Raw genomic sequence first — 14123 nt, forward strand, 5'->3', positions numbered from 1 at the left:
AAAAAGCATATCGCCGCCCATAGGACGGCGAATTATTTTTACTTACCCAGAAGAATTCGTGTATACGGCGATTCGATCGGAAGCAAGATGACTGGCTCGTTCTGCAGTGTCGTCACGTAGCTTTGAAGCGTCCGATAGAAGCTATAAAACTCGGGATCTTTCCCATAGACCTCATTATAAATTTTAGCGGCTTCCTGCTCACCTTGGGCAATGATTTTCTTAGCATCAGCTTCAGCCTGAGCAAGCAGTTCGGTTGCCGTACGGTCCGCTTTTGACGTGATCTTACGCGATTCCTCGTCACCCTCGGACAAGTAACGTGCTGCGATAGCCTGCCGGTCGGATATCATTCGGTTAAATACGCTCTGTTTATTTCCCTCTGGTAAATCCGTTCTTTTAATCCGTACGTCGACAATGGTGATACCATAGTTATCTCTTACTAGAGCGTCGGCGACATCCCTTGTGATCTCATCGTTTATGTTACCGCGCTCTGTATTCTCGCTAATAATATTATCATAATTAATTCCCGAAAGCTTGCGGCGAATGGAGTTATATACCGCTTCGTCGATTCGTTGGACACCTCCGGCAACAGTCTGCACTGTTCTGAGGAATTTCTCTGGGTCCTCAATGCGCCATACGGTGTAATTATCTACAATGATTGGCTTTTTATCCTTTGTTAGTATGGAAGTTGGATTGCTTTCGTAAGTCATTTGGTATTTAGGCAGCTTTGACACGCTTTCAATAAAAGGAATCTTTAAATTCAGGCCCGGAGCTTTCACTACCCTAACGGCTTCACCGAATTTAAGAACAACCTTGTATTCTCCCTCTTTTACGACAAACAAAGAACCCGAAAGCAATATAATAAATAGAACAAATGAAGCCAAATAGATCATTAGTCTTTTACTCATTTCGCTGTACCTCCTTGCGCAGACCCTGATGCCGCTCCGGCTGTCGTTCCGCTGCCGCGAAGCAATTCGTTAATCGGCAAATATTTCACAGTGTCGCCGCTGGATTCGGAAATAAATATTTTGGCCTTCGGCAAAATTCTCTCCAGCGTCTCCATGATTAAGCGGCTTTCGGTAACACCGGGGTTTTTAGAATATTCAGCGAAAATCGCGTTGAACTGCGCAACATCCCCTTGTGCATTCAGTATCCGTGATTTCTTCTGTCCTTCGGCATTCTCAAGCAGGGCTTGCGCCTCTCCTCGAGCTTTTGGAATTTTATCGTTCTCATATTTGGCTGCGTTGTTGATCTTCGTGTTCTTCTCTTCGCGAGCATTCGTGACCTCTCGGAAAGCATCTGAAACCTGACCGATCGGCGGCTCAATATCTTGGAATTTAATATCGATGATCTGCATTCCCGTATTGTATCTGCCTTGGAGCTCAAGCAGTCTCTCCCGAACCTTATCTTGTATGACAGTTTTCCCGTCCGTAATCGCATAATCCAGCTTCTCTGAGCCGATTACGGAACGAATAGACGAGCTGGCGGCGTTACGCAGAAACTGCTCAGGATTATCAATATTGTATAAGTAATCTCGGATATTGCTGATTTTCCATTGGACAACGGCATCAGCAGAGACGATGTTCTCATCTCCCGTGATCATCATCGCTTCTTCGTCAACCGGAGTAACAACATCACCGACCTGACGATAACCGATATATATTTTTTGTGTCAGTTCGGCGGGAACGATGATGACCTGTTGAATCGGATAAGGCCATTTGAAATGCAGTCCTGCAGTTGTCTCGTTGGTGTACTTGCCGAATGTAAGAATAGCAGCTCTCTCCTGCTCTTGTACGGTGTAGAAAGAAGAAAAACCGATAAGGATCACAAGCAATGCCGCAATTCCGAGTCCGATCTTCTTAAGTAAGCCCGGGGGCAAATCCAGCGGATTCTTCGGTCTTCTATCCATATTAATTAATTCCATTGCCTTTTCTTCCTCCTTGATTATCTTTAAGTGATTTCTATGATTTCTAAACTCCTACTGTTACGTAGCCCATGGCCATTACGTTTCATCATTTGCTAAAAATACAATAAGCCTTTCATCGCGGATGAAGGCTGAGGTAGTGAAGAGAGCGATCAGAACGCACCTTGAAGATGCCTAATCTCCGCTACAATACCTTCCCGGAGGAAAGTTACAGCAATAACATCAAACCGTATAGATGTAGGAGGTCCTTTGCGCTGCTTCAAATAAAAGGTTGCCAATTCTCTGACTTGCCGACATTTGCGAGGTGTGACGGCTTCAACTGCAGATCCGAATCGAGTCGGATTTGTTCGCGAGCGGACCTCAACGAATACAAGTGTTGTGTTATCTTCGGCGATAAGATCAATCTCACCAGTCGGGCAGCGCCAATTACGTACCACAAGGCGATATCCCAATTGCTCCAAATGAGCTGCGGCTGCTTCCTCGCCTGCACGACCGGCTGCTGCCCTGCGGCTTAGCGCGGAAAGACGAGGCGCTTGTTCATCCGCTTGCGATTGAAGCTTGTTGTCTTCCACCTAAGCTACATCTCCTCAAGGTAACGTTTAGAAGCTTTTACCCTATCCCTTTATCCTTTGATCCAACCCGACGATCGGAGCGGTATACGAAACTGAGTACTTCTGCAACAAGCTGATAAAGCTCAGGCGGGATTTCTTGATTTAAGTCAAGCTTAGAGAGAACTTCAACTAAAGAGGAATCTTCTTGTACCAGAACGCCGTTCTCCTGAGCACGTCTCAAAATTTCTTCTGCAATGGCTCCTTGCCCTTTGGCAATAATCGTAGGCGCCGCTCCCTGCTCCGGCTCATACTTCAGCGCGACTGCTTTCTTAGGCAGATTGGTTTTCTCTTGTTTAGGCAGGCTCATGCTCTGAAGTCGACCCCCTTATAGGGCTTAGTCGCATAATCCCCAGCCGATGTCGTCTTTTCTAAGCTCGAGGAAGTAATCGCGGAGGCGGCAGAACCGCCCTTCCACTGCGGAAGGGGAGCCGCAGACAAGGAAAATAGCTGAAAACCAGCCGCTGACATCCCGGCCGAAAGCTCCTCGCGCGCTTGATTCAATAAATCCGCCATCCCTGGGAAGTCATTAAGCAGCTTTACGGAAACAATCCGCTCAACGACTTGTACATCGACGAGAGTATCGCCAAGATGCCGCATACGTAAGTCGAAGAGCAGATGGCAATTGTCCACGTCCCACTCCCCGCGGCGGTTACGCCGGGTTTGAACGTGAACGGTGGCTGTCGTATCCCCGTCTGAGCCCTTCATTGGCACGAACAGCGTCATATGGCTGAAGGGTGCGGACGTATTCCGCTCGGAGGAGAGCAGGAGCTGCTGGCCAGTCACCTGGTTGGCCAGCGACTGTGCTGCCTCCCGCAGAGCGGGCGGCACATCGTCATGCGCCGAGAGCGCGAGCAGCGCGCTCTTAAGCGTATCCGCGGCGTTCTGCCGCGCATCCTGCGACGGGGCATCAGCCCCGCCAAGCAAGGCTGCGGCTGCGCCCGCAGGAAGCCCGGCGGTGTCGCCGGGCAATCTTGGCTCGGCGCCAAGCATGAGCTTATGCTCATGCCCGACGCCGAGCCATTGCAGGAAGCGGCCGATCCACGGCGCTTCCGCTTTGGGGGCTGACGGCTGCTGCGCGTCAGCCATTGTTCTGGCGCGGAGGCTATCCGCCGTCGCGCCAGGGGCTGGTGCAGCGGCGCGGTTCGCCGCCGCTGCGTTATTCGCCGCCGCAGCTTGCGCGCCCGGCGGCGAAGCGCTCTGCCCAGCCGAGCGTGCCGCGTCCGGCTGGGCTCTGGAACTTGCGTCTGCTGAACCGGCAGACGCAGACAAAGCCGCAGCTGTCGCATTCGCGGAAACATTGGCCCCTGCAGCTCCCGAACGCCCCGCTCCTCCATCTGCCCTTAGAGCCTCCGCCGTTGCTTTACCCAGCTCTCCAGCCGTTTTTGTACTCCCGCCAGTCCCCGCTTCCTTCAAAGAAACAGCAGGCGGAGGAAGCTCCCCATCCGGAGCAGCCGAACCCCGATTAAGTGCTGAACCCTTCCCTCCCGCTTCGCCGGACAATTGCGCCTCTCCTTCTGCAAGCAGCGATGCACCTTGGGCCAATAAGCTCTGCAGCTTCTGTCCCAGAGCATTGGCTTCCGGCGATAACGGACCCCCGCTGCCAAGCCAGGCAGCAACCGCCGTGCGCAGCCCTGATAACTCTTCATGCATCGGCTGACCGAACAAGGCTTGCCGAAGCGAAGACAACGTCGTTTCCGTCGGCGTCAAACCCCGCCGGAACGCAACATCCGCAGCACCCGACCAGGATGCCGCATCCGCTCCTGCTGGCTTTAAGGCTACAGCCGTATTAAAGAAAGAAGCCGTTTCACGTCCGATTGAATACCCGTCGCGCTTTAACCCCCGCAGCATCTCCATCGACCACTTCTGCTCCGGCAGCCCGAATGATTTTAAGATATCCTTTAACCCTGAATCCGGAATGGCATCCGATAGATCTGCCAGCGGCTTAAGCGTTACTTGACCCCCGACACCATTAGATTGCACCTGCAATAACGTACTCTTGCCAGGGGTCATCTCTGCCTCCAGCTTCGCCCGAACCTGGACACCGCCAATATTGATAAGCGCATCTTGGCCGTCTAGAATCTCCAAGAGCACGCCTCTGACTATTTGACCGATTCTAAGCTCCAACGAACGGCTGTCAACCGGCTGCCCGTCTCCGATTAAAGCTTTAATCATCGGGCCGATGTTCATGCTCATGCTGCTTCCTCCTTACACGCTGCCTCTATATGTCTATATATCGGTAGCTTAGCCTATTCCCTTGAGTGAATTCAAACAAGCTAATCTCTTGTCATTCTTCACTATTCTCTTAAAACAAGCTCTGCTGTTCAGCAAAAATCCCGCTAAGGAAGCTTTGACGATGAAATGGCGTCGGCCCCAGTTCAAGTATTGCTGCCCTATGTACTTTCGTTGCATAACCTTTATGTCCTGCGATCCCATACCCCGGGTATAAAGCCTCCCACTCCATCTTGCACAAGCGGTCACGCGTAACTTTAGCCACAATAGATGCAGCCGCAATGGATTGGCTCAGGCTATCGCCTTTAATAATCGCTAATTGCTCATGCTCCAATTCGACGGTTTCGGCATCAATAAGAAGATATTCCGGGACTACGCTTAATCCCATCACCGCTTGTTTCATTGCCAGCCTTGAGGCTTGTCTAATATTAATTTGATCTATGACTGCAGCATCAACTCTAGCGACGGACCATGCGACCGCTTCCTTCAGAATTTGCTCGTAAAGTAGGTCTCTCTTTTTCTCACTGAGCTGCTTGGAATCATTAACTTCTTCTAGGATCAGCCCAACGGGCAGTATGACCGCTGCTGCAACTACATCACCGAACAGGCAGCCTCTCCCAACCTCATCCACGCCCGCTATAGCCGTCAGCCCCTGCGACCAGAGCGCGGACTCATACTCCAAACGATTAACTTGTGTCATCGACACATTTCCCCCCCTTATCCATAACCATCTTTTTATTTTCCATCATGCCTCTTAGAATGCCAAGTCTTATTTTGTAAAAAGTGCTGTTTATATCGTAGAAATCGGTTACTCCAGCCCTAATCTGCATAGGCGTCATATATACAGCAAATACTGGAATATATGAATGCAATGAGGGATCAATATGTTTCGTAAACGGACTGATCGACAACGGAACAACAAAGAAAATAACGGCAAGTCGCCATCGCAAGAAGCCGAGCGGTCGCTTGGACGGAATTTAGACGATACGCTAAGCGCTATGAGACAAACACTCGGCAACAGCCCGGACATTAACTTCCGCTCTTTTCATATAGGAGCCGATCCGGGTACCCGGGTTGCAGTTATTTATATAGAAGGATTAATTAAGAAGCCGAATGTGAACGATTTTATGTCACAATCGTTGTGGGACGAGAACTCGGACTTGAACGATAACGACAGCATTTTTGAAGCCATCCTGTCTAGGGCTTCTGCGACCTTAGGGAACCTCAAGGTTATAACCGATTGGGACGGCATGATTCACGCCTTGTTGTCGGGAAATATCGTCATCCTGCTGGATGGCCGCGATGGCGCGGTTATCGCAGACATACACGGCGGGGAACAGAGAACGATAACGGAGCCTACAACCGAGATTACCGTACGAGGCCCAAAAGACAGCTTCCTTGAATCCATCGAGACGAATATTTCACTAATAAGAAGAAGATTAAAGAATCCGAATTTACGGCTTGAAACGATAACTATCGGGAACGAGTCAAAGATTGATGTTGCGATCATGTATATTAAGGGAGTTACGAATGACCAGCTTGTGCGGGAAGTCAACCTGCGTCTGTCCGCAATACAAGCGGAAGCTGTTCTGGGCTCGGGGTATATCGAGGAGCTTATCCGGGATCAATCGTTAACGCCATTTCCTACGATATTCAATACGGAGCGCCCGGATATGGCGGTCGGGAATTTGCTCGAAGGACGAATTGCGCTGCTGATCGACGGCACTCCATTTACCTTGATTATGCCGACGACCTTCTCGCAATTTTTAAAATCGACAGAGGATTATTATCAACGGTACGATTTTGCCGTCTTCATGCGGGTCATCAGGTATTTCAGCTTTTTTGTTTTACTGCTTCTGCCTTCGAGCTTTATTGCGTTAACCACTTTTCACCACGAAATGATTCCGACCACGCTGATCATTAATTTGTTAGCTCAGCGCGAAGGGGTTCCGTTTCCCGCCTTCTTCGAGGCGATGATGATGGAGATCTCGTTCGAGATTATGCGGGAAGCGGGCATTCGCATGCCCCGGGCCGTAGGACAGGCAGTGTCCATTGTCGGTGCGATCGTGCTCGGTTCTGCTGCGGTAGAAGCGGGCATTGTTACAGCGATGATGGTCATTATCGTTTCCCTTACGGGGATTGCCAGTTTTGCCATCCCGGGTATTCCCATGAACAATGCCGTCCGGATGATCCGTTTCCCCATGATGGTCTTGGCTTCCACTTTTGGTTTTTACGGGATCATGATGGGCATCATTTTCCTTGTGGCTCACATGACCAGTCTCAGATCGTTTGGCGTTCCGTATCTATATCCGTTCTCGCCGTTTGATCCATGGCGCCAAAAGGATACGATCTGGCGATCTCCCTTCAAATCTTCCCGCACCCGGCCGGACCTGAAAGACAAGAAGGGGGAATCCCCCGGTATACCGGAAGGGGAAAGTGAACGGCATGAGTCATAGATCGGGTATTCTCTGCCTCCTGTTTCTAAGCTTGATTTTTATTGAAGGCTGCTGGGATTACCGGGAGCTGAACGAGCTGTCTCTAGCGATGGCCATGGGGGTAGACAAAGACGCCAAAACGGGAGGTTTCCGCGTGACGTTCCAAATCGTGAACCCGAAAGAAATCGCTAGCCGGCCTGGAGCGGGAAAATCCGTGCCGGTCGTCGTCTATTCCGATACGGGAGAAACCTTGTTTAGAGCGGTCCGCAAAGTTGCGCTTAATGGGTCGCGCCGGATCAACCTCCAGCATCTGCGGATATTCATTATAGGCGAGAAGCTTGCCAGGGAAGGGGTGAAAGAAGTGTTCGATTTTATGGAACGCGATCATGAGTCCCGCCTGACGACAAGAGTGTACATCGCTAGAGGCAGCGACGCGAAAGATGTTTTGAAGACGCTCACGCTTATTGACGAAATACCGGCCAATGCCATTCTCGGCAAGGTCAAGCTTTCGGAAACGACTGTGGGGGAAAATTATGAAGTCTCGCTTATCGATGCCGTTCAGGGCCTATTTAGCAAGACTGCAGGCCTTGCGGTCAGCGGGATTAAGCTAATAGGCAATGCTGAAATGGGGCAAAAGAGATCCAATATGCAGTATACCGAACCCCAGGCCCAATTGGATGTTTCCGGCATGGCCGTCATAAAGAAAGGAAAGCTGGTGGGATGGCTGAAAGGGGACAACGCGCGCGGGGTCACATGGATAAACAACAAACTAAAAAGCACGATAGTCGATCTTGAATGTAAGCGGAAAGGAAAGATCAATGTTGAGACCTATCAATCAGCGACAAAAATCAAGGCGGATATTCGTGGCCGTCGGCCGATTATCCATATCATGATCCGGCAAACCGGCAAAGTGGGCGAAGCCGAATGTCCGATCGATCTCACGAAAGCATCAGAAATCCGAAAACTTGAGCAGCAATGGGAAGAAGAAACGAAGCTTGAGGTAGAGGCTGCCGTAAAGGCAGTCCAACGCATGAAAACCGACATCCTTGGATTCGGGAAAGCGGTCGAACGGGATCAACCGAAAGCATGGAAGAAAATGGAGGACAGCTGGGAGGACATTTTTCCGAAATGCAAAACGGAAGTGACGGTCGAGACCTCTATTTTGCGGACCGGTATGAGAACAAAATCAAGCATGTCCAGCGAATAGAGATTGCAACACGACTAGAGAGGAAACGGTGAAGGCAGGATGGAGAAAGCTAAAATCAGTCCAGGGCAGTTGGCGGCCTTGATTTTCCTGTTCGAAATGGGAACTGCGCTAGTCGTCAGCCTTGGATTGAAGGCCGAGAAAGATGCCTGGCTTACAATCCTTCTTGGATTGGCAGGGGGATTGGTATTGTTTGGCGTATACTGCTCCCTGTATCGCCGCTATCCGAACCTGCTTCTTACTGAATATGCCAGAAAAATATTAGGCAATTGGATCGGGTGGCCGTTGGGTCTGCTTTACGTCATTTTTTTCATGTACGGGGCCGCAAGAGATATGCGGGACGGCGCCGACTTGTTGATCAGTTCGGTATTGGATCAAACGCCGATTATTGCCGTAAGCGCCATGATGATACTAACAATCGGCTACGTCCTGTCTAAAGGCATTGAAGTGTTGGCAAGAACGGCCCAGATTTTCTTTCTGATCTTGATCTTGCTGGGCGTGCTCAGCAACTTCCTGCTCATCGTATCCGGAGTGATCGAAATAAAACATCTCCTTCCGGTTCTAGAAAAAGGGTGGGAACCCGTAATCAAAACCGCGATTACACAGTCGTTCGAATTTCCTTTCAGCGAAATGATTTGTTTCGCGATGCTGCTGCCCTACTTAAATCAACCGAAAAGGGGAATAAGAATGGGCTTTGCCACGCTGTTAGCCGGCGGCCTCGTGTTAAGCTTCAGCACGGCGATAAACATTTCTGTACTGGGTGTCGATATTGCCGGGCGGGCTACGTTCCCGCTCCTCACGACAATCAGTCTGGTGAATATCAGGGAATTTATTCAGCGCATGGATGTATTGGTCGTAATGACGCTCATCATCGGCGCTTTTTTCAAGATTGCCGTCTTTTATTATGCTGCTGTGGTAGGGGCGGCGGATTTATGCCGCAATATGGATCATCGAAAGCTGGTTTATCCGGTCGGTCTGATCATATTGTTACTTTCGATTATCATCGCCAAAAACTTTGTGGAGCATATTGAGGAAGGAAACTTCGCTTTAATATCCGTATTTTTGTTGTTCGGCGTTATCCTGCCGCTTCTGCTATGGGCAGGCACTTTCGTGCGAGGACGATTCCAATCCTGACACCGGCAGACTCTGAAGTAAGCCTATTTTTTTTGAAGTGCATCTTTAATCTCCAGGGTTGCGACATAGAGGATCGTCATCCCGATAATGACAAATTCGGCTTTGAACATAAATCGGAAAGGCTGCAGAACCGAAGCTAGGGCCGTATTCAGATTAAATCCCAAAAGCAGATCCATCATGACCGCGAAGCCGACACCCAGAATAAGGAGAACCAGAATCACAAGCCATCTTCTCAAACTGGCATCCCGCCTTCCTATCCGAATACAATCTAGAGCCATATTATTGTGAGTCCGGAGACCCGCTTTCATGCATGCCCGATGAACACCTGGCTGGCTGGTCTTATGTTTGTTGTTCTTTACTCCCGCCGTTCCTCCCTTAGCGGCTTAACATCGAGTGGAATGTTTTCGGCGTTGAACTCCATGAAATGTGCTTGAAAGCGACCCTGATATCGAAAAATAGGGCCAAGGAGCGGGTTGTTCACCTCGACAGAAATCTTATACGTGCTCTCTCGGTCGTCATACCATTCGCATACGTCGGCGATTCCCGTTAATGGGGAAGGAAAGCGGAATTGAAGTCTGCCTTCATAGAAACGTTGATCGCCGGAGCGGATTCTTATGCCCCCATTTTCCTGAGCCGATATTTGCAAATCTACCGCCAGATGCTGCATGCTGCCGAGATAATCGACAATCGCCTGCCGTTTCTGGCTGTATATCATCGTTGCGTCGAATTTACGAATCGCCTTCGGGAATTTGAACTTGCGGCTCCAGGTAACCGTTTCCCGACCGAAAGTGTCCAGATAAGCATAGTTACCGATTGTAAAAGGAACACGTTCGCCGCCCTGCGGAAACATAATGTTCCGGAACGTTCCGATATACAGCGGAAGCGCTGCCCATTTTGAATACCAAATCCTCTCCATCATCCCTTGTCCGATCGAGGCGATCCGATCTTCGCTGCTAAACCCGAACCGCTCTTGAATACGAGGGTGCAGCTTCTGAAAATCATTGCCCAACACTTGCTGATAGATGGATGCCATGACATTCGCCTCCTTCTTTTGGATCGGCGTTAACCGGTTTATTCGTTTTAACGGGCTTGCGCAGGCATTTCGCGGCATTCGGCAAATCCGTAATCGTTCCCGTTGCAAGCACGCCCATGACGATCATCGCCAAGCTAAGCGTAAGCGGGTTAAACGGAGCTTGCAGCAGCTCCGGAGTACCGCTAACGGCAGCGGTTCCAAGTAGAATAAGAAGCAAAGCTTGAAGCTGGTAAACCCATTTCCGGCGATGCGACAGGCACATAAACAAGGCGAATCCCATCTCAAGTATTCCTGCGGCAGATAAAATGACCGCTTCCCAGCCGGGAAACCAACCGGTTTGCTGAAGCAGCATACTTTCTCCGGACTGCGGATACAGCAGCTTGGGCACCAGACCCTGATAGAACCAGAGGACCGCGAGCACAATTACACTTAAATAGTGAACGAAAGCCCGTTGTAAGCTGACTGCGGGAGGTATTTGTTTCTCCAGCCAAATTCTCAGCATATCGAAGCTCCACGCAGTCGCATAACCGAATAGCGGACGAAACAATATCCGATCAAACAACTGCCCGACCATGCCAAACCTTGTGCGGTAATCGTATTGCGTAATGAAAATGACTCCCTCGTTGTTCGGCTTGTACTTCCAGTAACCCCCGCCCTGGCGGATGAGAGAGATCGGCTGCTCCGATCCGAACGTCAGCGTAGAAATCCGATGTCCCGCCAGACCGTCTGCCTCGGCTTTCGTTTCACCAGTTCCGGTTATGTTAAGTCCGAATCCAACTCGTGTCCGGTAAAGAAACTTCTGACGCTCATCCTCCCGGCTTCGCGGCAAGTAAGTAATCTCGGAAAACCTTAAATCCCACTGCTGATGGAGCTCTGGCGTTTGGGTATGCTCCCACAGCTTATCCATTTCCGTCTTTATCCCGATTTCCACATAGATCGGTTTATTTTTCATCCTTCCGCCCCTCCCACGACTCAGTCAAAAAACGTTTGCGAATTTCTTCCGTCGGCACAAGGCAGCTATCGTTGTGACCGAACCACCGATAACGGCTTCCGGCAACCCACTCGTACACTCGATCCCGTACGAATATCGGAACGATGCGCAAGCCGTAAAGGAGCGGCCACAAGCCTCTTAGATTGCGGCATAACCGCAAGGCTGCAGTCGACTTCGTATAATACCGGCCGCTTTCGATCATGACGAAGGTATCCAAGTCATTCCCGGGCAGGTTTCCTTCTCTGAGCAGCAGCTGCCCCTGCTCAGATTGAATAGATGCGAAGCGGAACTTCGCAGCGGGATCTCTTTTAATAACAAATCGAGTTATGGCATGGCACAAGTTACACTGTCCGTCGATGAGAACAAGGATGGGCTCGCCTGAAACCTTCCTTTTGATAATCATTGTCCATCCCCTCTTTCTACTCTTATTGTAGTCTTTAACTTCTCGTTTGCTTAGTTCCAACTTTTGAGGGGCAAACGAAAATAAGGTACTACGGAATGTAGTACCCCAACAATTAATAATTTGGCTTTGTTATCAACTATCGTTATCCGTCGTAAGGCTGTTGTTGCTTATTCAGTTAATAATTCCATAATATTTTCTTCTAATTCTGAATTTATTTCTTCTACTGTTTCATCAACGAGTTCTCCAAAAATCCTACTTCCAGGAACATTCTTCGAAACAGGTAAACCCCAAAAGGCTCTTTGGCATTCCCAAATAGGTACCAGATGAAATTTAACTTCGTCTACTTTGTCGGATACGATGAATAATAATACCGAAGAATCATACCCTGGTTCAAAAGGGTCGTTACCTTCTCGTCTTAATTCAATTTCAAAAAGCAAATTTTTTTCTGCAAATAGCGGTTGGTATTTCTTTAACAGAGAATCACAAATATTTAGTAGCTCCCGTTCAAGTTTAGCGATTCTTTCTTTCAAATCAAAAGTAAATAGTGCATGCTTATATTTCATTTCCAAAACCTCATTTGAAAATTTAAATAAAAACGGCTGCTGCCTAACCGCTGGTTCCGCTATCGTGCATGTTAGCGGAATAAAACTTATACTTTTTCTTGAAATACACTGAATCTAATTGGCTTCTCTTTCATTGGAAGGTTGAATTCCTCAAGATTTTCGATTCTAGCATAAAATTCCTCAACATCGCCTTCATAATCAAAATACCATTCGGTTGTTTCCAGTTTTCCTAATTCCTCCATTGGTTCAAAAGTAAATTGACAACGAAGTTGTTCCATATGCGAATATTCGTCCTCATCGGAGATTGAAAATTGCCTAACAAATTCGAAGTAAAAAACCTTCTCACCTGTAAGTCATATACCCCACATTGAAAAAGTAAAGCAATTTCATCTTCACCTTCTACTGGTTCTTTTCCAAACGCTTTAAATTCTTCCCAAACCTTTGCTATATCACTGGAGTCACCAATTTTATTCTTGAGATAACTTTCTGCTTGTTCTACTTTAACCATTACAACATCAACTCCTTAAAATAAACGAAAGTATTTAGCAAGGTCTAAACCAAGTTTACCACGGGATGGGTTGTACTATCCTGCCTGTCACTTCAATGGAAAAGGGAGCAGCTGCCGCAGCATACTGCTCCCTGTCGTTTCGACTCCTCGTGTAATCAACATTTCACGAGACTTTGCTACGTCTTTACTTTTGAAGTTGAAATAATGCATTATGCCTTCTTTACTTTTGAATAATGCAGGTTTAAAATCATCTACCTCAATCAATCCAAGCAAGCTCTCCCCTTCACTTACCTGAAAACCTGCACCTCCAGGCCATTTATAAAGCAATTTCAGACCTAGAGTATTTTCATACCAATTTATTGATTCGTTTAAAATTTTTACTGGAAGAAAAACACCATCAATTCGTTCAAAAGGTTGATCATTCTGATTGTGCAATTTAATTTCCTCCCTACTTTTCACTCTTCCAATATTGGTATAATGCAAGCGCCGCACCACAGATGATGAAAATTGGTCGAAGACCCTGTCAATACTGCTACTATGGCTGGGAGAGGAAGGTCGATAAGCTATGGTGCCTTAATGATAAAGACCATTTTAACTCACATTGATTTCTTAAGTGAACAGATTGAGGTGCTAGATCAATAAAATGTATGTAGACTTAGGCGAAGATTATTTTGATAAACAGAAGCAACATACTATTGTAAAGTACGCAGTTCGACGGCTAGAAAACTTAGGTTATTCTGTGACCATTTCAGAAGTCTCCTAATTCCTCAAAGATAACAATATTCTCTATTTTGGGCGCTGCACCCTTTTAAAAATTGAATGAGCTGCGTCTTCTTTAGTGTTGTCTTTTTCTGCTACTGCGAATTTATTTGATTTATAACAAGAACATTGTCCGATTCCGATGGGCACAAGAACTTGCACGAATTACCCACGCTGCCCCTTCTAGGCGCGTTGCAAAACAGCATCCCTTAAGGGCAATGTCATTTAGTTTAGCTCAAAGACAAGAACAGGAATAAAAATGAAATCCGAAACGGCATGGGTAAAGTCCTGTGCCGTTTGTTTTTTTGGTGAAAGCAAAAAAAAGTGCACAG

17 protein-coding genes are annotated in these 14123 nt (G+C 48.2%); 3 read left to right on the forward strand and 14 right to left on the reverse strand.

Features of this window, described 5'->3' with window-relative positions:
- Positions 1-38: 38 nt before the first annotated feature.
- From hflC to ACESLK_RS11670, 6 genes are all read right to left on the reverse strand, one after another.
- Entirely contained in the window at positions 39-905 is an 867-nt protein-coding gene (hflC, locus tag ACESLK_RS11645; protein ID WP_373229610.1) for a protease modulator HflC, read from the reverse strand.
- Positions 902-1921 (reverse strand): FtsH protease activity modulator HflK, encoded by a 1020-nt coding sequence (gene hflK, locus ACESLK_RS11650; RefSeq protein WP_373229611.1) that lies wholly within the window; start codon positions 1919-1921, stop codon positions 902-904. Before hflK ends, hflC begins: the two co-directional genes overlap by 4 nt.
- A 152-nt stretch (positions 1922-2073) precedes the next feature.
- A complete protein-coding gene (locus ACESLK_RS11655; RefSeq protein WP_373229612.1) occupies positions 2074-2493 on the reverse strand; it encodes a YraN family protein in 420 nt (139 codons plus the stop codon).
- 37 nt (positions 2494-2530) lie between these two features.
- Positions 2531-2839 carry an EscU/YscU/HrcU family type III secretion system export apparatus switch protein gene (locus ACESLK_RS11660; protein WP_373229614.1) on the reverse strand — a complete coding sequence of 103 codons (309 nt, stop codon included), beginning with the start codon at positions 2837-2839 and terminating at the stop codon, positions 2531-2533.
- Positions 2836-4725, reverse strand: coding sequence for a hypothetical protein (locus ACESLK_RS11665; protein ID WP_373229615.1), 1890 nt, complete (start codon positions 4723-4725; stop codon positions 2836-2838). Before ACESLK_RS11665 ends, ACESLK_RS11660 begins: the two co-directional genes overlap by 4 nt.
- A 109-nt stretch (positions 4726-4834) precedes the next feature.
- Positions 4835-5461 (reverse strand): ribonuclease HII, encoded by a 627-nt coding sequence (locus ACESLK_RS11670; protein ID WP_373229616.1) that lies wholly within the window; start codon positions 5459-5461, stop codon positions 4835-4837.
- Positions 5462-5645: 184 nt separating this feature from the next.
- Here ACESLK_RS11670 and ACESLK_RS11675 point away from each other — a divergent pair, with 184 nt between their 5' ends.
- The 3 genes from ACESLK_RS11675 to ACESLK_RS11685 are packed head-to-tail and all read left to right on the forward strand — an operon-like array spanning position 5646 to position 9534.
- Entirely contained in the window at positions 5646-7217 is a 1572-nt protein-coding gene (locus ACESLK_RS11675) for a spore germination protein (protein WP_373229617.1), read from the forward strand.
- Positions 7207-8403 (forward strand): Ger(x)C family spore germination protein, encoded by a 1197-nt coding sequence (locus ACESLK_RS11680; protein WP_373229618.1) that lies wholly within the window; start codon positions 7207-7209, stop codon positions 8401-8403. Before ACESLK_RS11675 ends, ACESLK_RS11680 begins: the two co-directional genes overlap by 11 nt.
- Positions 8404-8442: 39 nt before the next feature.
- Positions 8443-9534 carry a GerAB/ArcD/ProY family transporter gene (locus tag ACESLK_RS11685; protein ID WP_373229619.1) on the forward strand — a complete coding sequence of 364 codons (1092 nt, stop codon included), beginning with the start codon at positions 8443-8445 and terminating at the stop codon, positions 9532-9534.
- Positions 9535-9557: 23 nt separating this feature from the next.
- On the opposite strand, the gene ACESLK_RS11690 is transcribed toward ACESLK_RS11685, so the two are convergent.
- The 8 genes from ACESLK_RS11690 to ACESLK_RS11725 form a co-directional block, all read right to left on the reverse strand.
- Complete coding sequence (locus ACESLK_RS11690) at positions 9558-9770, reverse strand: YczF family membrane protein (protein WP_373229620.1); 213 nt, start codon at positions 9768-9770, stop codon at positions 9558-9560.
- 119 nt (positions 9771-9889) lie between these two features.
- On the reverse strand, positions 9890-10567 hold the full coding sequence (locus ACESLK_RS11695; protein WP_373229621.1) for a DUF4166 domain-containing protein: 678 nt from the start codon (positions 10565-10567) through the stop codon (positions 9890-9892).
- Positions 10533-11519, reverse strand: coding sequence for a DoxX-like family protein (locus tag ACESLK_RS11700; RefSeq protein WP_373229622.1), 987 nt, complete (start codon positions 11517-11519; stop codon positions 10533-10535). The genes ACESLK_RS11695 and ACESLK_RS11700 overlap by 35 nt, the downstream gene beginning before the upstream one ends.
- On the reverse strand, positions 11509-11961 hold the full coding sequence (locus tag ACESLK_RS11705) for a thiol-disulfide oxidoreductase DCC family protein (protein WP_373229623.1): 453 nt from the start codon (positions 11959-11961) through the stop codon (positions 11509-11511). The genes ACESLK_RS11700 and ACESLK_RS11705 overlap by 11 nt, the downstream gene beginning before the upstream one ends.
- A gap of 167 nt (positions 11962-12128) precedes the next feature.
- The gene (locus ACESLK_RS11710) at positions 12129-12524 is read right to left on the reverse strand and encodes a hypothetical protein (RefSeq protein WP_373229624.1); all 396 of its coding nucleotides are present in this window, start codon (positions 12522-12524) and stop codon (positions 12129-12131) included.
- 86 nt (positions 12525-12610) lie between these two features.
- Positions 12611-12766, reverse strand: a complete 156-nt coding sequence (locus tag ACESLK_RS11715; protein ID WP_373229625.1) for a hypothetical protein — start codon at positions 12764-12766, stop codon at positions 12611-12613.
- Entirely contained in the window at positions 12754-13032 is a 279-nt protein-coding gene (locus ACESLK_RS11720) for a hypothetical protein (protein WP_373229626.1), read from the reverse strand. The genes ACESLK_RS11715 and ACESLK_RS11720 overlap by 13 nt, the downstream gene beginning before the upstream one ends.
- Positions 13033-13119: 87 nt before the next feature.
- Positions 13120-13467, reverse strand: coding sequence for a VOC family protein (locus ACESLK_RS11725; RefSeq protein WP_373229627.1), 348 nt, complete (start codon positions 13465-13467; stop codon positions 13120-13122).
- Positions 13468-14123: the final 656 nt, after the last annotated feature.

Origin of the sequence: Cohnella sp. (assembly GCF_041640265.1) — a bacterium.
Taxonomy (GTDB): domain Bacteria; phylum Bacillota; class Bacilli; order Paenibacillales; family Paenibacillaceae; genus Cohnella.

What these genes read in the sequence shown, in the direction of transcription:
- hflC (WP_373229610.1), bottom strand. Translation starts at nt 905, where the DNA reads ATGAGTAAAAGACTAATGATCTATTTGGCTTCATTTGTTCTATTTATT.
- hflK (WP_373229611.1), bottom strand. Translation starts at nt 1,921, where the DNA reads ATGGAATTAATTAATATGGATAGAAGACCGAAGAATCCGCTGGATTTG.
- ACESLK_RS11660 (WP_373229614.1), bottom strand. Translation starts at nt 2,839, where the DNA reads ATGAGCCTGCCTAAACAAGAGAAAACCAATCTGCCTAAGAAAGCAGTC.
- ACESLK_RS11665 (WP_373229615.1), bottom strand. Translation starts at nt 4,725, where the DNA reads ATGAGCATGAACATCGGCCCGATGATTAAAGCTTTAATCGGAGACGGG.
- ACESLK_RS11670 (WP_373229616.1), bottom strand. Translation starts at nt 5,461, where the DNA reads ATGACACAAGTTAATCGTTTGGAGTATGAGTCCGCGCTCTGGTCGCAG.
- ACESLK_RS11675 (WP_373229617.1), top strand. Translation starts at nt 5,646, where the DNA reads ATGTTTCGTAAACGGACTGATCGACAACGGAACAACAAAGAAAATAAC.
- ACESLK_RS11680 (WP_373229618.1), top strand. Translation starts at nt 7,207, where the DNA reads ATGAGTCATAGATCGGGTATTCTCTGCCTCCTGTTTCTAAGCTTGATT.
- ACESLK_RS11685 (WP_373229619.1), top strand. Translation starts at nt 8,443, where the DNA reads ATGGAGAAAGCTAAAATCAGTCCAGGGCAGTTGGCGGCCTTGATTTTC.
- ACESLK_RS11695 (WP_373229621.1), bottom strand. Translation starts at nt 10,567, where the DNA reads ATGGCATCCATCTATCAGCAAGTGTTGGGCAATGATTTTCAGAAGCTG.
- ACESLK_RS11700 (WP_373229622.1), bottom strand. Translation starts at nt 11,519, where the DNA reads ATGAAAAATAAACCGATCTATGTGGAAATCGGGATAAAGACGGAAATG.
- ACESLK_RS11705 (WP_373229623.1), bottom strand. Translation starts at nt 11,961, where the DNA reads ATGATTATCAAAAGGAAGGTTTCAGGCGAGCCCATCCTTGTTCTCATC.
- ACESLK_RS11710 (WP_373229624.1), bottom strand. Translation starts at nt 12,524, where the DNA reads ATGAAATATAAGCATGCACTATTTACTTTTGATTTGAAAGAAAGAATC.
- ACESLK_RS11715 (WP_373229625.1), bottom strand. Translation starts at nt 12,766, where the DNA reads ATGGAGGAATTAGGAAAACTGGAAACAACCGAATGGTATTTTGATTAT.
- ACESLK_RS11720 (WP_373229626.1), bottom strand. Translation starts at nt 13,032, where the DNA reads ATGGTTAAAGTAGAACAAGCAGAAAGTTATCTCAAGAATAAAATTGGT.